Annotated in this window: 18 protein-coding genes; 5 read left to right on the top strand and 13 right to left on the bottom strand. The window is 61.0% G+C overall.

The window, feature by feature from the left end; all coding sequences use genetic code 11:
• Positions 1–20 precede the first annotated feature (20 nt).
• Entirely contained in the window at positions 21–1067 is a 1047-nt protein-coding gene (locus tag ACTJLB_RS12710; protein WP_020068155.1) for an ABC transporter substrate-binding protein, read from the top strand.
• Positions 1068–1144: 77 nt separating this feature from the next.
• Here ACTJLB_RS12710 and ACTJLB_RS12705 read toward each other — a convergent pair whose 3' ends face one another.
• From ACTJLB_RS12705 to ACTJLB_RS12655, 11 genes are all read right to left on the bottom strand, one after another.
• Positions 1145–1444 carry a hypothetical protein gene (locus ACTJLB_RS12705; RefSeq protein ID WP_088173314.1) on the bottom strand — a complete coding sequence of 100 codons (300 nt, stop codon included), beginning with the start codon at positions 1442–1444 and terminating at the stop codon, positions 1145–1147.
• Positions 1445–1513: 69 nt separating this feature from the next.
• The gene (panE, locus tag ACTJLB_RS12700; RefSeq protein ID WP_020068153.1) at positions 1514–2449 is read right to left on the bottom strand and encodes a 2-dehydropantoate 2-reductase; all 936 of its coding nucleotides are present in this window, start codon (positions 2447–2449) and stop codon (positions 1514–1516) included.
• A 138-nt stretch (positions 2450–2587) separates the two neighbouring features.
• Positions 2588–3553, bottom strand: a complete 966-nt coding sequence (locus tag ACTJLB_RS12695) for a nucleoside hydrolase (RefSeq protein WP_440783470.1) — start codon at positions 3551–3553, stop codon at positions 2588–2590.
• 7 nt (positions 3554–3560) lie between these two features.
• Positions 3561–3950, bottom strand: a complete 390-nt coding sequence (locus tag ACTJLB_RS12690; protein ID WP_110404271.1) for a cytidine deaminase — start codon at positions 3948–3950, stop codon at positions 3561–3563.
• A gap of 16 nt (positions 3951–3966) precedes the next feature.
• A complete protein-coding gene (locus tag ACTJLB_RS12685) occupies positions 3967–5244 on the bottom strand; it encodes a NupC/NupG family nucleoside CNT transporter (protein WP_440783468.1) in 1278 nt (425 codons plus the stop codon).
• Positions 5245–5319: 75 nt separating this feature from the next.
• On the bottom strand, positions 5320–5529 hold the full coding sequence (locus ACTJLB_RS12680) for a hypothetical protein (protein WP_087753931.1): 210 nt from the start codon (positions 5527–5529) through the stop codon (positions 5320–5322).
• 402 nt (positions 5530–5931) lie between these two features.
• Positions 5932–6564, bottom strand: coding sequence for a response regulator (locus ACTJLB_RS12675; protein WP_020068147.1), 633 nt, complete (start codon positions 6562–6564; stop codon positions 5932–5934).
• On the bottom strand, positions 6561–8192 hold the full coding sequence (locus tag ACTJLB_RS12670; protein WP_087753932.1) for a hybrid sensor histidine kinase/response regulator: 1632 nt from the start codon (positions 8190–8192) through the stop codon (positions 6561–6563). The genes ACTJLB_RS12675 and ACTJLB_RS12670 overlap by 4 nt, the downstream gene beginning before the upstream one ends.
• Entirely contained in the window at positions 8189–10348 is a 2160-nt protein-coding gene (locus ACTJLB_RS12665) for a hybrid sensor histidine kinase/response regulator (protein WP_392394619.1), read from the bottom strand. The genes ACTJLB_RS12670 and ACTJLB_RS12665 overlap by 4 nt, the downstream gene beginning before the upstream one ends.
• 192 nt (positions 10349–10540) lie before the next feature.
• A complete protein-coding gene (locus ACTJLB_RS12660) occupies positions 10541–10861 on the bottom strand; it encodes a hypothetical protein (RefSeq protein ID WP_027777513.1) in 321 nt (106 codons plus the stop codon).
• Between the two features lie 171 nt (positions 10862–11032).
• Complete coding sequence (locus ACTJLB_RS12655; protein WP_440783465.1) at positions 11033–11932, bottom strand: hypothetical protein; 900 nt, start codon at positions 11930–11932, stop codon at positions 11033–11035.
• A 322-nt stretch (positions 11933–12254) separates the two neighbouring features.
• Here ACTJLB_RS12655 and ACTJLB_RS12650 point away from each other — a divergent pair, with 322 nt between their 5' ends.
• From ACTJLB_RS12650 to ACTJLB_RS12635, 4 genes are all read left to right on the top strand, one after another.
• Positions 12255–13601, top strand: coding sequence for a class I SAM-dependent methyltransferase (locus ACTJLB_RS12650; RefSeq protein ID WP_440783463.1), 1347 nt, complete (start codon positions 12255–12257; stop codon positions 13599–13601).
• A gap of 253 nt (positions 13602–13854) precedes the next feature.
• Complete coding sequence (locus ACTJLB_RS12645) at positions 13855–15021, top strand: HPP family protein (RefSeq protein ID WP_440783461.1); 1167 nt, start codon at positions 13855–13857, stop codon at positions 15019–15021.
• Between the two features lie 125 nt (positions 15022–15146).
• A complete protein-coding gene (locus ACTJLB_RS12640) occupies positions 15147–15563 on the top strand; it encodes a MarR family winged helix-turn-helix transcriptional regulator (RefSeq protein WP_027804649.1) in 417 nt (138 codons plus the stop codon).
• Between the two features lie 2 nt (positions 15564–15565).
• A complete protein-coding gene (locus ACTJLB_RS12635; protein ID WP_440783459.1) occupies positions 15566–17365 on the top strand; it encodes a chloride channel protein in 1800 nt (599 codons plus the stop codon).
• Between the two features lie 16 nt (positions 17366–17381).
• Here ACTJLB_RS12635 and ACTJLB_RS12630 read toward each other — a convergent pair whose 3' ends face one another.
• Both ACTJLB_RS12630 and ACTJLB_RS12625 read right to left on the bottom strand, forming a co-directional pair.
• Positions 17382–17927, bottom strand: a complete 546-nt coding sequence (locus tag ACTJLB_RS12630; protein WP_087753939.1) for a DUF488 domain-containing protein — start codon at positions 17925–17927, stop codon at positions 17382–17384.
• Between the two features lie 140 nt (positions 17928–18067).
• A complete protein-coding gene (locus tag ACTJLB_RS12625) occupies positions 18068–19501 on the bottom strand; it encodes an efflux transporter outer membrane subunit (protein ID WP_088175902.1) in 1434 nt (477 codons plus the stop codon).
• Between the last annotated feature and the right edge of the window lie 3 nt (positions 19502–19504).

Raw genomic sequence — 19504 nt, 5'->3', positions numbered from 1 at the left:
GTGAAACTCAGGAGCCTTTAATGAAATTGTTCAGGACGATCGCGGCATTGGCCGCATTGTGCGCATTCGGCGCGGCAGCACCCGCATGGTCGCAAACGAAGACTATCTACATCGGCATGAATGGCGGCCCGATGGAAAAAGCGTACACGAGCCAGGTGCTGCCCGACTTCGAGAAAGCGAACAATGTGAAAGTAGTCGTGGTGCCGGGCACGTCGTCGGATATTCTCGCTAAGCTGCTCGCAAACAAGGCGAGTCCGCAGATTCACGTAGTGTTTCTCGACGACGGCGTGATGGCGCGCGCCGTCAGCATGGGCGTGTGCAAAAAGCTCGACGACTCGCCGGTGCTCAAAGAACTCTATCCGTTCGCGCGTATGAAGGACGACATGGGCGCGGGCGTGCAACTCGGCATGACCGGTATTGCGTACAACAAGAAGCTGTTCGCTGAAAAAGGCTGGGCGCCGCCTACCTCGTGGATGGATTTCGCCGATCCGAAATACAAGGGCAAGGTGGTGTTCCAATCCGCCTCAAGCAGCACGTTCGGCCTGCACGGTTTCCTCGCGATCAACCGTTTGATGGGTGGCACCGAGCAGAACGTCGAACCGGGCTTCACGAAATGGGCCAGCACGGTTGGCCCCAACGTCGTGGAGTACGTGCCGAACTCGGCGAAGATTTCGGAAATGGTGCAGACCGGCGAGGCCGGCCTCTTTCCGCTGACGCCGACCGCAGTTGGCGATCTGGCCGATAAGGGAATTCCGGTCGGCTATGTGAATCCGAAGGAAGGTCCCGTGCTGCTGCTCGTCGATCTGTGCGTGGTCAATAACAACCCCGATCCGCAACTTGCACAAAAGCTCGCGCAGTTCCTGCTGTCCGCGCCGGCGCAGACGAAAGCCGCTGAAGCCGGCCGCCAGATTCCGACCAACCGTCTCGCGAAAATGACGCCGCCGATGCAGCAAAGCCTCGGCAACGTGGAAGACCTCGTACGCAAAGTCACGGTGGTGGACTGGGACACTATCAATGCGCACCGTGCGCAATGGGACACCCGCTGGAACCGGCAGATCGAACGCTAGGCTTCCCGCTTCGCCTGAATGAAACGCGCGCCACCGTGGTACGGGGCGCGCGTTTTTAACGTCATGTAGGTAGCGGTTCAGAAGATCACCGAGATCGCCACCGCAAGCCAGATTGCCATGACGCCCGCAAGAAACAGATGACGCGCAATGCGTATCCTGACGTCGCTTGTCTCCGGCTCCACGGGGCTCGTGGCCATCCACGGTACAAGCCCGAGGCATCCAAAGCCGATCAGCGCGAGTACGAACACAATAATGTCGGCAACACGCCACCCGGTCGGCTCATACATTCCCCAGTAGCCGAGGAACGCGATACCGATCGAGAAAATCGTAGCCGACGCCGCGCTGAGCGCGGGCACTGATCCGATTGGAGCCGGCATGTTCGCCTCCGGTCATTGAGCGGTTACGGCAACCTCCGGTCACACGACTCGCGACTTGCGACCCAAGGCTTACGACGTGCGCGTTTGCCTCGCTTCATACGTCTTCAGATGGCTATACGCGATGCGCAACAACGTCAAAGCGTGGTCGCCGTTTTGCGCTTCGCCGCCGCGCGAGATCAGATCGCCAAGGATGTGATCCGCCTCAGTGTGCGAGTGATTTTCCACGTCGCGCAACATGGACGCCGTGAGCGGCGACGGTGTGAAGAGCGTTTGCGTTGCGCGCGCATCGAAGTCTGGCGCCATCGTAAAGCTGTTCTGTTCCGCAACCGCGCGACACTCGCCGAGCAGGCCTTCAATAACGCGCTTGCCGTCGGGCGCGGACAGTATGTCGCCGATCGAACCGCGCATCAGACACGTGCTCGCCGCCAGCGTGGCGAGGAACACCCACTTTTCCCACATGCGCAACAGGATGTTCTCGCTAACGGTGACGTCGAAGTTCGCGCCGGCCATTGCATCGGCAATGGCTTGTACGCGTTCCGATACGCCGCCCGCCAGTTCCCCGAACGTAACCGCATGCATCTCGTTCAGGTGCACGATCTGCTGGTCCGCGTTGAGCGTGGCCGCAATCACGCATTGGCCGCCGAGCACTCGCGCTTCGCCGAATTTCTCCGTGAGCACGTCGATATGGCGCATGCCGTTGAGCATCGGCAAGATCAGCGTTGATTCGCCCACGAGCGGAGCAAATGAATCGATTGCGTCGTCGAGACTGTAGGCCTTGCAGCTTAGCAGCACGAGATCGAACGGCTCGGCGTTCACGCCGGCCAGAATCGTTTTGACGTCGTGCTGAGTGAGATCGCCGCGCGGGCTCCTGATCACCAGTCCGTCGCGCTGAAGCCTGTCCGCCCGGCCCGCGCGCACGAGGAACGTGACGTCCTGCCCTGCCGCTGCGAGTCGTCCGCCGAAGTAGCCGCCTACCGCCCCCGCTCCCACCACTAGAATTCGCATCTCTGACCTCTCGAGTGAATGTCGTCGCTCGAAGCAATGTAGCAAAGATCGACGCAACGCATCGGACAAGCGCCCATGCTGGGCGTTCCGGGCCTGACGTGACCCTGCGTTCCTCGTCCGGTCAACGGCGCCGACCGTTTAACCCTTTGCACACACGGTGCTCTCGTACAGCGCGAGCATGCCGGCAACGTCAACGCCGACGCAAACCTGGCAATCCGGCCGCTCGTCCCAGTCCGGCGCGGGCACGGGCATAGTGGACGGCTTCTGAATAGTCTGGCCGACCGCGATGCCGTCCGTCAGCACTCGCACAGGACCGCTGCGCGTGGTGTACAGATGCGGCGCGAGCACATACGCAACGGCCGACGAATCGTGCACATAGATGCCCCGGAGCTGCGCGCTTTGCTGATGAAATGCCTCGTAGTGCCGCGACACGTCCCACACGAACCGGCCTGCCGCGCCGCCACGGTCGCGGATCGACGCCAGATACTCCTGGCTCATGACGGTGCGCTGCGTGACGTCGAGCCCGACAATCGCGACGGGCCACGCCGCGCCGAACACGATGTCGGCGGCATCGGGGTCGCCGAGAATGTTGGCCTCGGCTGCGGGCGTGACGTTGCCGAGCACGCCGTCCGTGCCGAATGCGCCGCCCATGATCACGACCTGCTTGACGAGCGGCGCGATCTGCGGATCTTCCGCAAGCGCCAGCGCAAGATTGGTCAGCGGGCCGACTGCAAGCAACGTGACTTCGCCAGGATGCGCACGCACCGTGTCGATGATGAATCGGTGCGCGGGCCGTGCATCGAGCGGCGCATGTTCGGTGGCGCCCAGCGCGATGTTCCCGAGTCCGTTGTCACCGTGAATCCACGCGAGCGGTTGCGGCGCGGCTCGCTTGAGCGGCGCCGCAGCACCGCGCGCGACCGGCACGCCCGGCGCGAACCGGCCTGCAAGAAAGCGCGCGTTGTGCGTAGTGGTCTCGATCGTGGCGTTGCCGAATACGCTTGTTAGTCCGAGCAGTTCGATATCCGGATGCAGCGCCTGGAACACGAGCGCCATGGCATCGTCCACACCGGGGTCCGTGTCGTAGATCAGCTTGTGCGTGCTCATGGCGTGCTCATAGATAGAACGCGTCCGGCAGTTGTTCGCGCGCGGTCGTGTCGCGCGTTGCGCCGTGGAGATTGCCGAGACGAATCGGCAACTCGGGACCGCCCAGTTCGATGATCACCTGGCGGCACGCGCCGCATGGTGCGATCGGCCCCTCCGTATCGCCGATCACAGCGAGCGCGGCAAACTGGTCGCGCTGATAACCCGCCGCAATCGCGCTGAAAAACGCTGTACGTTCAGCGCAGTTGCACAAACCGTACGACGCATTCTCGACGTTGCAGCCGTCGAACACACGGCCGTCTCTCGTCAGCAACGCCGCGCCGACCTTGAATTTCGAATAGGGCGCATAGGCCTTTTCTCGCGCCACGCCTGCGCGTTCCAACAGCTGTTCCATGTTCATGCAAGACATCCTCGATTCAGTTGAGCGTAATGAACATGCCCGCGATGGTCGCGCTCATCAGATTGGAGAGCGTTGCCGCGAGCACGACACGCAACCCGTAGCGCGCGACCTCGGCGCGGCGTTCCGGCGCGACGGCGCTAAAGCCGCCCGTGAGCACCGCAATCGACGCAAAGTTCGCAAAGCCGCATAACGCGAACGACAGAATAGCAATGGTACGCGGATCGAGCGCATGCAAGCCCGCAGCAGTCACACTCGCCGCATCCTTCAGATACGGCGACAACGATGCGTATGCAACGAACTCGTTGAGAATGATCTTCTGCCCGAGGAAATTGCCGGCAATCGCCGCCTCGTTCCACGGGACGCCGATCAGCCATGCGAGCGGCGCGAACACCACACCGAGGACCGATTGCATCGACAGTTGCGGGTGGCCGAACCAGCCGCCTATGCCGCCAACGAGGCCGTTGAGCAGCGCGATCAGACCGACGAACGCAATCAGCATTGCGCCCACCATGACCGCGATTCTGAGGCCCACGGTCGCGCCCGAGCTAGCGGCCTCGATCACGTTCGCGGGACGCTTTTCGTCGAAATTGAGGTTGTCGAGATGAACGCGGCTCGGCTCGATTGACGGATGAATGATCTTCGCGAACAACAGCCCGCCTGGCACCGCCATGAAAGACGCCGCGAGCAGATATTCGATCCGGACGCCAAGACCCGCATAACCCGCCAGCACCGAGCCGGCAACCGCGGCCATGCCGCTCGACATCACCGCGAACAGTTCGGCGCCTGTCATGTCGCGCGTGAACGGTTTGACGACCGCGGGCATTTCGCTTTGACCGAGAAAGATCGTGGTGACAGCGGAAAACGACTCCAGCTTCGACACGCCGAGCAGCTTCTGAAACACCGTGCCGAGCACGATCACGATCCACCGCATCACGCCCAGGTAGTACAACACGGAAATCAGCGCGGTCACGAAGATAATGGCCGGCAACACCCGCACGGCAAAGACGAAACCACCGTTGCCGAACACCTCGAACATTCTGGACTGCACGAGTCCGCCGAACAGGAACTCGATGCCGGCATTGCCGTAGCCAAGCACGTTATTTACGCCTGCGGCGGCCGCCGCGAGAATCGTCTTGCCAAGCGGCACGAAGAGAATAAATGCGCCGATGCAGACTTGCGCGAGCAATGCGCTACTTACAGTCCGTAAGCGAATAGCGCGCCGATTCGTCGAAAAGATGAAAGCGATGAAGAGCAGTACGGCAATGCCGAGTACGTTGCGTGCGATGAGTGCCATGTCTCAAGTTCTTCATATGAAAGTGGCACTGATGCTAAACGAAACTGTTGCCGGAGAGAATGTTTAAAGCAGGATTTAATGCGATTTGGAAAAGAACACGCGAGCACCCTCCTCCGGTGTCAGGCCGAGATTGAAATAGCCTTCGAGCCGCTCGGCGTCCGCGTCGTTCAGCGTGAAAGACGTGCGAATGAAGCCGGACACGACCGCATGGTCGTACCACACGCTCATCCACATACGCAGCGCCAATACTTTCGGCGATCCCCAACCCCATTCATCGTGGGTCATGATCCTCCCTTCTTCGCGCGTATTGCCGCCTGGCCGGCGGTGGTGGCTACCCTCATGGCGGGCCGCTCGTCAGGCGGGAATACGTGCCACAAACCGTTGCCGTGATGGAAGAAAAAGAGCGTCAACGTGCTCGTCTCACGTTGTGCCTCGACACATATGCAGCGTCTGTTCCCTTGGCCGGCGGAGGGCTGTAACTGGATTCGAGCCGATGCTGCACCGCTCGTGTCCAGCCACTTCTCGACCAGTTCGCGCAACGATCGCTCTGACGCCGCCATAACTCCTCCGCTCATTCGCATGGTGCATCGTAGAACGACGGTGGCAACGCCTCCATCGGCGGCGGCGGAATGTCAGATCAGGAATGCCTGCTTCAGTACTCAGGTTTTCCTGACGCGTGTCCACTATCTATTCGGCGACCAGTCCGTGCCTTATCGCATAGCGAATCAGGTCCGCGTTATTGGCAAGGCCGAGCTTCTGCATGAGTCGCATCTTGTGCGTGCTGATCGTTTTCGCGCTGAGCGCGAAAGCATCGGCAATTTCATTCAGGCTCTTGCCGAGCGCAAGCATTTGCAGAACCTGAAACTCGCGGTCGGAAAGAATTTCGTGCGGCGGCGCGTCGCCCGAATACGTTTCGAAAACGATTCCCTCCACCAGTTTCGGGTCAATGAAGCGTCCGCCTTCGGCGAGCTTATGAATTGCAGCGAGCAGCACGTCGGGATTGCTGTCTTTCGTGACATAACCCGTTGCGCCCGCACGCAGCGCGCGAGAGACCACCTGTGCCTCGTTATGGATGCTCAGCACGAGCACCGGCAGCGACGGACGTTCCGCACGCACGCGCCGGATCAGATCGACACCGCTGATGCCCGGCATCGTCATGTCGAGCAGCAGCAAATCCACCTGACAGGTGCGCAGTTTCTCGATTACTTCAGAACCTTGCGCCGCTTCGCCCGCCACCATAATGTCGGGCGTCGTTTCGATTATCTGCTTGAGACCTCCGCGCACGAGCGGATGGTCGTCGGCAATCAGAAGCCTGATCATGTCTGAACCCCGTCCTGAAGCGGTATATGTATCGAGACCGCAGTGCCCGTTCCCGGCGCACTGTCGATCAGCAGCGAGCCGCCTATCAGACGCGCACGCTCGCTCATGCCGAGCAATCCGTACGAATAGTCGCGACGCACGGCATCCTGATCGAAACCGCAGCCGTCGTCGCTGACATGCAGGTCGAGTGCCGTCGACGTATTCGTCAATGTGACGTCCGCTCGCGTCGCGCATGCATGCCGCGCGACGTTCGTCAGCGAAGCCTGCACGATTCGAAACATTGCGGTTGCGTGTGCATCGGAAAGCACGGGCTCTCTGCCATTCAGACGAAACTGGCAGGCAAGTCCGCTGCGCCGCCCGAAATCGTCGACGAGCCATTCGAGCGCCGATACGATTCCGTAATTGAGCGCTGCCGGCCTCAAATGGCTCGCGACGTTGCGCACCATCCAGATGGTTCTTTCAACGAGCTCGCGCATGTCGTCGGTTCTTTTCGCCACTTCTAGATCGCCGGAGAGTCGCATTTTGAGCAGCGACACGTCCATCTTGAGCGCCGTTAGCAACTGGCCCAATTCGTCGTGAATTTCCATCGCGATACGCTTTCTTTCCTCTTCGCGAATGGCTTCCATGTACGCGGACAGTTCGCGCAACTGCTCGCGCGATTCCACCAGTTCCTGCTCGATCCGCTTGCGTTCCGTAATATCGTTGAGGCCGACGAAAATCGCGGGCGCATCGTCGTAGGTCGCGACACGCGCAGTCGCGATGGCCCAGAACGTCGAGCCGTCCGCACGCTTTAACTGAACTTCGGTGTTGCGAAAGCTTCCTTCGTGACGCAGGTCTTCGACAAGCCGGTCGCGGTCCGCGATATCCGCATACAACTCGGCGATGTTGCCGATATGCGTGGTCACATAATCGATGCCGAAGAGTTCGCGCAATGGCTTGTTCGTGTACAGAACGTGCCCTTCGGGCATCGACGTAATGCAAAGCGGCACCGGACTCGTTTCGACGATCGTTCGAAAACGGAACTCGCTCGCGACGAGCCGCGCTTCTGCACGCCTGCGTTCCTCGATCTGCGACTGCAGCGTCGCATTTGCGCGCCCCAGTTCGTCCGTGCGCTGCGCCACGCTTGCTTCGAGGCCGTCGCGCACGCGCGACAACGCGGCCTCGGCTCGCTGACGCACGAGCACTTCGTCCTGCAATTGCCGGTTCTGCGCAATGAGCTTCTGATGCATGCCTCTGAGCGCAAGATGCGTGCTGATGCGCGCCATCATTTCGTCGACGTGGACGGGTTTCGTCAGGTAGTCGACGCCGCCTGCCGAGAAACCTTCCACCATGTCCTCGCTGCCCGTTAGCGACGTCATGAAGATCACGGCGATATTGCGCGTGCGCTCGTCCGACTTGAGACGCCGGCAGGTTTCGAAGCCGTTTATGCCCGGCATTCTCACGTCGAGAAGAATCAGGTCGGGCTGCGAGAATTGCGCGCGTTGGATCGCCTCCGGGCCGTCTAGCGCGACGAGCACCTTGAAGCCGCGCGCTACCAGACTCTCGACAACGATCGCCAGGTTGGCCGGGTTGTCGTCCGCGATCAGGACCGTGGGCGAGTCGTCAGCGGGAAGCGCCGTGCCGTTCATCCGACCGCCCTGCGTTCGAGTTGCTCCTCGACGAGTTGGAGTAGCGCTTTCGATTGATAGCCTTTCGCGAGGCTTAGAATCCGCGCGGCGAATGCGCGGTAATGTGGATCGTGCGTCGCGACCCGTTCGGCCCACAGCCTTATCTCCTGCATATCGCCGCGGCGCGCGAGCAGGTGTAACTCTTCCAGTTCGTCTTCGGGTACCGCGACAGGATGCCCGGCAGGGGCATCCTGCACGCCGGTTGTAGCGCCCGCGGGCGCGTAGGTCCATTCGAGATCGAGCAGGCGCGCGACATGCGCGAGCAGTTTCCCGAAGTCGATCGGCTTGGGGAGAAACGCATTCGCGCCGGCTTCGAGGCTGCGCTGTTCGTCGGCGCCTGACGGACTCGCGGAAGTCGCGATCACCGGCACTTCCGAAAAACCCTGAATCTGCCGCAACCTGCGCGTGGCTTCGAGTCCATCCATATCGGTCATTACGATGTCTGTCACGATCAGCGCCGGTCGCTCGCTCAACGTTTTCGCGAGTCCCTGGCGGCCGCCTGTTGCTTCAACGATCTCGAACCCGAGCCGGCTGAGGAATTCCACTAGCACCGCGCGGTTCATCGCGACGTCGTCGATCACCAGCACCTTGCGACGCGCTCCCTTGTAACCGGTAGTCATGCGTGTATCGGCAATAACCGGCGCGGCGGGGAACGCGCCTGAGGCCGCCGGCAATTCGAACCAGAATACACTGCCGCGGCCAGGCTGGCTCTGCACGTGAATTTCGCTGCCCATTGCGTGCAGAAACTGCTGACTGATTGTCAGCCCAAGCCCTGTCCCACCCGCGCCGCGCTCCAGGTGCGCAATCTGTTCGAACGGCTCGAAAATGGTCTGAAGTTTATCGGCGTCCATGCCGATGCCTGTATCGCGCACTTCGAAACATACGCTGTTCTTCGCAGTCATTTCGACCAGCAAGCTCACGCTGCCTTGATCCGTGAAGTTGAATGCGTTTGCGAGCAGGTTCAGCAGCACCTGACGCAAGCGCCGTTCGTCCGCGCGAACGGCGTCGGGCACGTCGGGCGCCACCCGCCAGATGAACTCGACATGCTTCTGCGCATTCTTAACTTCGATGATTTCGCGAATCGCATCGAGCGTGCCGGCGAGCGGCACGTCGCCAATCTCGACGCGCAACCGGCCTGCCTCTATCCGCGCGAAATCGAGTGCATCCGCAATCAGTCCGAGCAGGTGTTCGCCGCTGCGTTGAATGACGCCGACGCCGTCGCGTTGTCTCTCGCTCAGGCTCGGGTCGCGCCGCAAGATCTGCGCGTAGCCGAGAATCGCGTTCAGCGGCGTGCGCAACTCGTGACTCATATTGGCCAGGAACTCGCCCTTCGCTCGATTCGCTGCTTCGGCAGCGCGGCGCGCCTCGCGTTCGGCACCGGCCTCCCGTTCGTCGAGATATGCGCGATGCAGCCGGGCGCCCATCGAATTGAACGCCGTCACTACGCGCTCCAGTTCGTCGGGCTCGCGGGGTACACGCCGGTTTAGCTTCAGAGGTTCGGCTGGCTCGCGAAAGTCGTAGCCGTCTACAGTACGAGCAAGCACCGCAAGATGGCGCGTCACGAGCCGATTCAGAATAAAGACGATGAAAAGCGAAACGAGGAAAATGTTGGCGGCTTGAGTGATGAGAATCAGCAACGCCGTGTGCTTCAGATCGTCGTACAGATGGTTCAACGTAGCCTGCACGTATAGCGTGCCGATGCGCTGGTCGTTGCCGAGCACGCGATGCATGAGCGGGTACTCACGCGCTATCGCCGGCCCGCCGGCTGGTCTGCCCGCGCTCACGAGCGTTGGCGCCGAACTGCCGCCCGACTGGCGCACTTCAGCCACACTGATATCTGCCAGACGCAGAATGCCGCCCAGTTCAAGTCGTAACTGCGCCTCGTCGAGCCGCCACAGCGCCTCGCCCAGACTGTCGCGGTAACTTTTGTCGATGTCCGAAAGGCGGTTTTCTATGAGCGCAATGCCCTGGCTGTAATCGCGATGAATCTGCAGCGCGGTGAGCAACAAGGTGAGCACGCAACTAAACAGTATCGCGATGGCAAGAAGCCGGAGCACGATACTGTGCCGTAACCGCCTGAGCGGATACCACCACTCCCCCATGGGGTTGACAGCCATATTGCCCCCGCAAGCATGGTGATGTCGTTACTCGTTCGGTGCTGGCGCAGCGCGCTGCTATGTCAGGCGCCCGCGCCTAAAAGCGGTTGTTACTATCTTATGACGCCATGCGCGCGCGTCGCAATGTACTCTGCTTCGTTGCCTACTCCATTGCTCCATTGCTTGCCGCAGTTCGCGCCAATCCCCATTGGCTCAGGATGACAGCCGGATTTCAATGACGCCTTGCGGCTCGTGAACCGCACGAAGCAGCAGAGCGTCGACGCATTCGGTCAGCTCGCGAAGCATTGCCGTTGCCTCGCCATCCAGTTCCATTGGATGGGACTTTCGTAGTTCCCGCAACGTTTCTCCGACTCGCCTGATCGCCTTGGGTCCGCTATCGACTAGCGGCCAGCAATGCATCAGATAACCCAACGGCGTGATGCTGCGTCGTTCGCACCAGATGTCGAAGAGACGGAAGCAGATCGAGTTGATATGCTCCACCTCGGTTTCACGCTGCGACGGATAGGAAATCATCTCTGTTACCCGGTTAGGCCATTTTGATTCATCCATCATAGAACGATACTCATCGCGCAACAGTCAGGCAGCGCGCATGATCCGTCAAGGGTATCCTGATTCGAGGGTAAGGAAATCCTGACCCCCGCTAACCGGTTCTCGCGAGCGACGCGGCACGCCCTGCTCTCCCCGCTAGGGTGCACTTGCGCGCACGATGGCCGGCCACTGAGCCCAATACTCTTCCGGAATCTTTCGGTCAGCCGCGGACAGATAGCGGTTGTCCAGTTCTATCACCTTCCTGTCGCGCAAATTGGCTTGCGCCAGCGCGCGCTGAATGTACGGGTGCGAATCGAAAAGCCGCATATATGAGCCGTCTTTGTAAGCCGCCATGAAGCCGCGCTCTATTGTCATAGCGAGCCCAAGATCACGGCGAGCCACATAAAAGAGAAAGTCCGACCGGTACTTAAGCAGCAAACGTTTTTCAACCGTCAGGTCGGGGTCCGCCTGCTTGCGCGTTTCGAGTTCGGGGAACGCTTCGATTACGCCTCGCGGGTAATAGTCTATTCGGCCCGCGCGCGTCATTGCGAATAACGTGTCCGTGCTGGACGTCTCCACTTTCAGGCCGGCGTCGAGCAGAATGTCCGTGTCGACCCAGCCGAGCCCTTGGCCCGCCGTCAACCGGCGTAGATCTGCTACGTTGTCGACCTTGTCGAAGTCGGCCTGCCGGTCTTTCCTTATCACAAACACGCGATATCCGATCAAGCCGCGATTCACCGGAATGTGGACCACGTTCAGCCCGGTTTCCGCCCGGCTATCCATGCTGGTCCAAAGAAGATTAATGGAGTCGCCGTCGGCGAGTTCTGCCAGCGCGCGGCCGCGCTCCATGGCCACGTCGGCCTGACGAATCGTATAGGTGACTTTTGCCGATCTCATCGCGAGGTCCAGCACTGCAAGCGCAAATGCCGCATGAACCTCTCCGCCGGTGCGGATTCGCGGATGAACGATCTCGAAGTCAGCAGACGACCCGGCATGCGGCCGGCCAAGCATGCCGGCCGTGCTCAATGCCGCGAGTACAAAGCTCCTGCGCTGCATGATGTTATGGACGTATGGTTCTATGGCGCTCCCGTTGGCACCATCATGTAAGCATCCTGTCACTGCGCTGAAAGCCTGGCAATTAGTAGAAGCAGACGGAACTTGCGCGGTGAGCCTCGCTGCAATGTCGATTCGCAGGCATTCGACTCTCATGGAAAACCCTCGGCGCAAGTCGGTATGCCGAGTCTGCAAACGGTCCGGATAGCTAACTGTAAAGACCGGTTATTGGCACGGCGACGCCAGAACCCGCCGGCGGGTCCTTTATTGCGGCACGAATGATGCTTCGGAAGAACCATCCAGGTTGTTGCAAGGAGCCAACGCCATGACGCTCTGGAGCCTCTTGCGTTCGCCAGCGGAACAGCAGATCGCCGGCATGCCGCTGCCCTGCTCCGTGGCCCTGCCCGACGGTCAGCGCATCGGCGCGCGCGAGCCGCGTCTATCGTTCGAGATACGCGACACGAGGGCGCTACTGCATCTGACTCAGGGAGCGATCGGCCGGCTCGCAGAAGACTACGTGGAAGGCCGGCTCGAAATAGACGGCAGCATGCACGACCTCATGGCTGCGGCGCCGGCCTTGCTGCGCAGCGATCCCACACACGAAACACATGGATGGCTGCTGGACCACGTGAACCGTGCGCGCCGCGCGATCTGGGAGCGCACGCACCATAGCCGCGCCAAAGACGCCGCTCAGATCCAGCATCACTACGACGTCTCCGACGATTTTTACGCGCTGTGGCTCGACCCGCTACGCGTGTACTCATGCGCCTACTTTTCTTCGCCGGATATGTCTCTCGCCGCCGCGCAGCAGGCCAAGCTCGACCACATCTGCAGGAAACTCATGTTGCGCTCCGGCGAGCGCTTTCTCGACGTCGGCGCGGGTTGGGGTGCGCTGTTGCTGTGGGCCGCCGAATACTACGGCGTTGCTGCAACCGGCATTACGCTTTCCAGGAACCAGCACGCGTACGTCAACCGGCTGATCGAGCAAAAGGGACTTCAGGGCCGCGTCACGATGCTGCTGCAGGACTACCGGGACGTCGATGAATCCGCGCCGTTCGACAAGGTCGCGTCGGTCGGCATGTGCGAGCACGTCGGCCGCCTGAACCTGCCGGCGTACTTTGCGAAGATGCGACGTCTGCTCAGACCGGGCGGTCTCATGATGAATCACAGCATTACTGCAGGCGGCGCCGACAACGCGGAAGTCGGCGGCGGTATGGGCGACTTCATCGACAGATACATTTTTCCGGGCGGCCAACTGGTACACGTAAGCGTAATGATGAATGCGATGACGCGCGGCAATCTCGAGCCGGTAGACGCAGAATGCCTGCGTCCGCATTACGCAAAAACGCTATGGCATTGGGCGGATGCACTGGAAGCACATCTCGATCAAGCACGCGAAGTGCTCGGCAAGGACGCGGAGAAAATTATCCGCGCGTACCGGCTGTATCTGGCCGGATCGGCAATGGGATTCGAGCGCGGATGGACGTCGCTGTTTCAGATTCTCGCGTCGCGCCCCGCAGAGTCGGTAAAAGCCGATGATGGTCACGCGGGCCGCATGCCATGGGCTCACAGCGACTATCCGTTCAATCGGACGTACATGTATGCGCGCGACCCTGCTATCGATCGGGTCAACGAGGTCGAACGCGCGAGCGGTGGTCACGAAATTCGTTGAGCCGCTGGTTTCTGTCGGCGGAAATCAGATCCGCATTCAGTTCTTTGACGAAGTGCGGAATCCGATCAAGCTGATCGCAAATCGCAAAGTGCCCTGTTGCGTGAATGCCCTTCGCCGCCAGCGTCACCGCTAAGCGCCGCCGGCGTTTTATATCATATTGGCATATAATTATGACCACACGGTATTCGCGTTGGCGCAGCTTTCGCGGGTATCTTCGCAGCCCAGTACAATCGACTAACTCCTCGTTCGCATTTTGTCCCGCTCCATCGTCCTGCGCTGGCTTTCCAGCTTTATTCCCGTTCCGGTCACCGTCAAATGGCAGGAGCGCGCGCGCTCATGTGTGGGTGCGCTGCTCGGTATCGCGTTCACCGGCGGCTCGATGTATCTGCTGTTGGGACCGGGCGCGAACATTCCTCTGCTGGTTGCGCCGATGGGCGCTTCCGCCGTACTGCTGTTTGCTGTGCCCGCGAGTCCGCTTGCGCAGCCATGGTCGATCATCGGCGGAAATCTCGTTTCTGCGACTATCGGCGTGACGTGCGCGAATGTGATCGGCGATCCCACACTGGCGGCCGCGCTGGCCGTCGCGCTTGCCATTGGCGGTATGTTCGCACTTCGCTGCGTGCACCCGCCGTCGGGTGCCGTCGCGTTGACCGCCGTGCTCGGGGGCCCGGCCATTCATGCGCTCGGCTACCGGTTCGTGCTCGAACCGATCGCGATACAGTCGGCCGCGCTGCTCGCCGCCGCGATCGCCTATCACGCCGCCACCGGCCACCGTTATCCGCATTCGGCACGCGGGGCGCGCATCGCGGCGGGCAGTACCGCAGACGCCGACTCGCGCGCCGGCTTCACACGCGCCGACCTCGAAGCCGTACTCAAGCGCCGCAGTGAAATGCTCGACATCGACCCGGACGACCTGGAATCGCTGCTGCGCGAGACTCAACTTCAGGCCTTCTCACGCAGTTTCAACGAACTGACCTGCGAGAACATCATGTCGCGTCATGTGGTGTCGGTGTCGGCGGGCACCCGCGCGGTCGCTGCATGGGCGCTGTTGAAACGCAACAAGGTGAAAGCGCTTCCGGTGATCGACGCGGATCACGGTCTGATCGGCATCGTCACGCGTGCAGATCTCGTCGATAAAAGAATTTTCGGCCAGTTCGTGCCGTTCATTGCCTATATAGACGGCTGGCTGCGCGGCGATGCGCTGCGTGCGCCAACCGTCGGCAGCGTGATGACCACTGACGTCTGCACCGTCAAGACCAATGCGCCGATTACCGACCTCGTACCGATGTTTGCCAACTTCGGTCACCACCATATTCCTGTGCTGGATACCGCTGGACACGTGGTCGGCATGATTACTCAAGTGGATCTCATCTCCGGGCTCTATCGGCAGACCGTGGTCAAGGCACAGCAGGCCGCGTGATCGCAGCACTGCACTGCTCGCGGTTGCACGCTAAACCGCAACGACAACGGTTGATGGGTAGTTGCGCCCTCAGAATTACATCATTTCGTGATACAATTTTTGCTTATCTACTCTGGCGGTGAGCAATGAAAGAACGGTCTCCAGGATTGCGTAAAGCCGACTTCGAGCAACTGTCGGAGTTTCGCTATCAGATGCGGCGCTTCGAACGGTTCTCCGAACAGGCCGCACAAAGCGAAGGCATTACGCCGCTGCAGTATCTGTTGCTGCTGCATATCAAGGGATATCCGGAGCGCGACTGGGCAACTGTCGGCGAACTCGCGGAGCGGCTTCAGGCTCAGCATCATGGCGTCGTCGCGCTGGTGTCGCGTTGCGAAGCACTCAGTCTGGTGCGCCGTCAAACTAGCGAAACCGACCGCCGCCAGGTTGAAGTACACATCGAAAAAGCAGGCGAAAGAGTGCTTGCGAGACTTGCCGAGCTTCATCGCGCCGAGCTCAGATCGCTCAAGGGCGCCTTCCAGGTTCCTCAGATCGACCTCGACTAATCATGAACACCGACTCCCACAAGCGCGACTTCTCCGCCAACGCGCGACTGCCGGGCATTTTCGCGCTCGCCGCTTGCATCGGAGGAGTCAGCACGCTCGCAGCCTTCGTGTTGCTGAACCTGATTCATCTGTTCACGAACCTGTTTTTCTTCGGCACATTGTCGTTCGCCGAACGTTCGCCCGCCCATAACAACCTCGGTATTTGGGTCATTGGCGTGCCGATAATCGGCGGACTGATCGTCGGACTGATGGCGCGGTTCGGCTCGGAAAAGATTCGCGGGCATGGCATTCCCGAGGCGATCGAGGCGATCCTGTTCGGCAAAAGCCGGATGTCGCCCAAGGTGGCCGTGCTCAAGCCGCTGTCGTCGGGCATCGTGATCGGCAGTGGCGGTCCGTTCGGCGCTGAGGGCCCCATCATCATGACGGGCGGCGCGCTCGGCTCGCTGATTGCGCAATGCTTCAAGGTCACGTCCGCGGAACGCAAGACGCTGCTCGTGGCAGGCGCAGCAGCAGGCATGACTGCCGTGTTCGGCACGCCCGTGGCGGCGGTGCTGCTAGCCGTGGAATTACTGCTCTTCGAATGGCGGCCGCGCAGTTTTCTGCCCGTGGCCGTGGCCTGCGCGGTGGCGGGTTTCGCTCGCGCGGCGTTCTTCGGCACAGGTCCGTTGTTTCCGCTCGAAACAGCCGCGCCAGATGGGTGGTCGCTATTTTCTTGCCTGATTGCAGGGCTTTTGTCCGGCGCGCTCGCGTCGGGACTTTCCGCCGCGCTCTACAAAACCGAAGACCTGTTCGGCAAGCTGCCAATCCACTGGATGTGGTGGCCCGCACTCGGTGGCGTCGTGGTGGGTATCGGCGGGTGGCTGGAGCCGCGAGCGCTTGGTGTAGGTTACGACGTGATCGGCGACCTTCTGCATCAACACATTGCATTGCAGATCGCCATCGTGCTGCTGGCGGTGAAAGCCATCATGTGGGTCGTCGCACTCGGATCGGGTACATCCGGTGGCGTGCTCGCCCCGCTGCTGATGCTCGGCGCGGGACTCGGCACCGTTCTCTCACACTGGCTGCCCGGCAATCAACCTGCACTATGGCCGCTCGTCTGTATGGCCGCAACGCTCGGCGCGACACTCGGTGCGCCGTTGACCGCCATCGTCTTCGCGTTCGGCCTCACGCACGACAGCAACGCGCTATTGCCCTTGCTCACTGCAACGCTAGTCGCTCACGGCTTTGCCACGGTCACCATGCGCCGCTCGATCATGACGGAAAAAATCGCGCGACGCGGCTATCACATCTACCGCGAATACGGCGTGGACCCTCTTGAGCGCCATCATGTGGACGAGGTGATGACAACCTCCGTCGAGTCGATCGAAGCCGACATGACGGTCGGCGCGGCGCTCGACAGATTCTTCGGTGCAAAGCAGACGCGTCGTGCGTACCCGGTGGTGCGTGGCGCCGTGCTAATCGGCGTGGCCGACCGCGCGCTGCTCGAACAGTTTCGCGACGAGGACCCGAACCTGCGGCCCGCCATGAGCGTCGCGGACGTCTTCCTTCAGCGTTCACTGGCGTTCGCGTTGCCCTCGGAGACCTGTCGTCTCGTAGCGACGCGACTGGCAGTGCACGACCTCGAACGATTACCCGTTGTAGCCGATGCAAAGTCGATGCGTCTTGTCGGCATCGTCTCGCGCAGCGATCTCGTCAAGCCATCGCTCAGTCACTTTGAAGAAGAGCACAAGAAAGAGCGGTTCCGTCGTCTGACGCCGGCGCGCGGTAAACGGAGATTTGCGCCCATCGGCAAAGCGGGCTAATTGAAATCAGTTCGCTTCAATGCGAAGCGGACTGCGCCGGATAGACGAGCAAACCGTCGGGCTGCGCGCTCGCACCCGGCGTGATGGTCGCCGGGTTCACGTGATGCGCATCCATGATGTGCATTACCGTTTCACCGTGCATCAGCAGATAGTCCGTAATGATGCGCCGGTGACAACGCCACCACACTGCTTCCGAGCACATGATCGCGCAGCGCCTGCGATGTCCGAGTTCGCGAAGTTCTGCCAGGCCCTTTTGAAAAGGGTCCGTCATCGCGTAATCGGCATAGTTTCGAAACGCGGGGTGCGTCCAGTACCCGTTTGGAGACGGACCCTCATCTTTGAGGCGGCCACGACGCCCTCCGAGTTCTGCCAGATGCAGGTACTTGATATGTGCCGGCGCCAGCGACTCCGGCAGCGTATCGCGGTTGAACTGCGGGTTGGTACGAGAACGTGGAATGCTGCGCACGTCGACTAATGTTTCGACTTCCGAAGTATTCAGCAAATCAATCAGTTCGGACAGCGTGCGCGTGGAGTGCCCAATTGTGAAGAACGGCCGTGCCATCATGACCTCGTCGGCTTCGTCGTGTCATCGGATTGTATCGTTACCAAGGCGTAGGCCAACCGCCTTCCAGCCTGCACTTTCGCCACGCATTCTGCATGCCAGCACAACCTCAACCCGCAGCGCACCGGTCACATAGCAGGTCAATTATTCGACGACACTGCTGTCACCGTTTCAGGAACGTCCCAGCCGCCGCCCAGCGAACGATATAAGGCGACGGCTGCAAGCGCATGCTCGCGCCTTGCCTGGTTCAGCGATTCGGCGTCGCGCAAGTACGCCTCCTGCGCAGCGAGGACATCGAGGAAACTGGACGCACCGCCTTTGTAAAGGTCACTCGACAAACGCAACGCCTGATTCGACGCATCCAGCGCGCCGCCGAGGCGCTCGACTTGTACAGAGCCATTCACCAGTTCGCTGCGCGTGTCTTCGATCTCTTTTAACGCTTGCAGCATCGTCTGCTGCAGGCCAAGTTGCGATTCGCGCATGCGGCTCTCGCTCGCGTCGATATTCGCGGTGATTCGGCCGGCGTTGAAAATCGGGCTTGTCGCGCTCAATGCGGCGCTAAACAGGTTATCGGTCAGCGTGGGCAGTCCGAGATACGAAGAGGCCAGCAAACCATCGGCGAGATTCAGCCTGAACTTGGGGTAGCGCTCGGCTTTCGAAACGCCCACTTCTGCGGCGCGCCGCTCGACGGTGGCATACGCGGTGCGCACGTCGGGCCGCTGCAACAATGCTTCTGATGGCAGCACTTGCGGCACTCGTTGTGCAGGCACGGGAATGTCGCGCGCATCGGCGAGCAACAGGCTATCCACGCTCTCCGGTGTGCGTCCCGAGTAAACAGCGATCAAACTCAGTTGATGCTGCACGGCCGTCTGCATGCGTGGAATCTGCGCCTGCAAGTCCTGCAACTGGTTCTGCGCGCGCGCAACGTCGAGTTGTGACGACAGGCCGTAATGCAGACGCTGCTGCGTGAGCTTCAGCGCACGAGCGCGTATCTGCTCGTTCTCGTTGAGAATCTGCAACTGCGCCTGAGCCCAACGCAGATCGATATAGGCTGCTGCCGCATTGGCGGCGAGCGCAAGCCGTACCTCGTTCAACGCCGACTGCCGGCCCGACACTTGTGCTTGCGCCGCCAGAACGGCCAGACGCTCGCCGCCGAATACATCGGGCGCCCAGCTGGCCGTGAGGCCAGCACCCGCCTGGCGCACGTATCCGAGCGGCGGCGGCGTGTTTTGACGCGAATACGAGGCGTTGGCGCCGGCATTCAACTCAGGGAGCAAAGCAGCGCGATTCTGCGTGACCAGGTCCTGCGCCTGCCTGACGCGCTCCACTGCCGCCTGCACATCGAGATTGCCGGTCAATACCGACTCGACCAGCCGATGCATGACAGGGTCACCAAACTGATCCCACCACACGTTGGCACTCACGCTGTCTTGCGGCGCGTCGACGCTCCACGCTTGCGGCGCGAGCGCGCTCACCGTCTGCGGCAGATCCGCGTGCGTCGCCGGCTGCACGGCGCACGCGGCAAGCGCCAACGTTAGAGCACTTGTCAGTACTTTGAGAGCGGTCGTTTTCATCAT

It is taken from the genome of Paraburkholderia sp. 22098 (genome assembly GCF_052045935.1).
Classification (GTDB): Bacteria; Pseudomonadota; Gammaproteobacteria; order Burkholderiales; family Burkholderiaceae; genus Paraburkholderia; species Paraburkholderia caledonica.
Note: the sequence above shows the minus strand (reverse complement) of the source record. Positions and strands in the feature narration are given on the sequence as shown.

Excerpts from the sequence above, each read along its gene's own strand:
- ACTJLB_RS12710 (WP_020068155.1), top strand. The coding sequence starts at position 21 with ATGAAATTGTTCAGGACGATCGCGGCATTGGCCGCATTGTGCGCATTC.
- ACTJLB_RS12705 (WP_088173314.1), bottom strand. The coding sequence starts at position 1,444 with ATGCCGGCTCCAATCGGATCAGTGCCCGCGCTCAGCGCGGCGTCGGCT.
- panE (WP_020068153.1), bottom strand. The coding sequence starts at position 2,449 with ATGCGAATTCTAGTGGTGGGAGCGGGGGCGGTAGGCGGCTACTTCGGC.
- ACTJLB_RS12695 (WP_440783470.1), bottom strand. The coding sequence starts at position 3,553 with ATGAGCACGCACAAGCTGATCTACGACACGGACCCCGGTGTGGACGAT.
- ACTJLB_RS12690 (WP_110404271.1), bottom strand. The coding sequence starts at position 3,950 with ATGAACATGGAACAGCTGTTGGAACGCGCAGGCGTGGCGCGAGAAAAG.
- ACTJLB_RS12685 (WP_440783468.1), bottom strand. The coding sequence starts at position 5,244 with ATGGCACTCATCGCACGCAACGTACTCGGCATTGCCGTACTGCTCTTC.
- ACTJLB_RS12680 (WP_087753931.1), bottom strand. The coding sequence starts at position 5,529 with ATGACCCACGATGAATGGGGTTGGGGATCGCCGAAAGTATTGGCGCTG.
- ACTJLB_RS12675 (WP_020068147.1), bottom strand. The coding sequence starts at position 6,564 with ATGATCAGGCTTCTGATTGCCGACGACCATCCGCTCGTGCGCGGAGGT.
- ACTJLB_RS12670 (WP_087753932.1), bottom strand. The coding sequence starts at position 8,192 with ATGAACGGCACGGCGCTTCCCGCTGACGACTCGCCCACGGTCCTGATC.
- ACTJLB_RS12665 (WP_392394619.1), bottom strand. The coding sequence starts at position 10,348 with ATGGCTGTCAACCCCATGGGGGAGTGGTGGTATCCGCTCAGGCGGTTA.
- ACTJLB_RS12660 (WP_027777513.1), bottom strand. The coding sequence starts at position 10,861 with ATGATTTCCTATCCGTCGCAGCGTGAAACCGAGGTGGAGCATATCAAC.
- ACTJLB_RS12655 (WP_440783465.1), bottom strand. The coding sequence starts at position 11,932 with ATGCAGCGCAGGAGCTTTGTACTCGCGGCATTGAGCACGGCCGGCATG.
- ACTJLB_RS12650 (WP_440783463.1), top strand. The coding sequence starts at position 12,255 with ATGACGCTCTGGAGCCTCTTGCGTTCGCCAGCGGAACAGCAGATCGCC.
- ACTJLB_RS12640 (WP_027804649.1), top strand. The coding sequence starts at position 15,147 with ATGAAAGAACGGTCTCCAGGATTGCGTAAAGCCGACTTCGAGCAACTG.
- ACTJLB_RS12635 (WP_440783459.1), top strand. The coding sequence starts at position 15,566 with ATGAACACCGACTCCCACAAGCGCGACTTCTCCGCCAACGCGCGACTG.
- ACTJLB_RS12630 (WP_087753939.1), bottom strand. The coding sequence starts at position 17,927 with ATGGCACGGCCGTTCTTCACAATTGGGCACTCCACGCGCACGCTGTCC.
- ACTJLB_RS12625 (WP_088175902.1), bottom strand. The coding sequence starts at position 19,501 with ATGAAAACGACCGCTCTCAAAGTACTGACAAGTGCTCTAACGTTGGCG.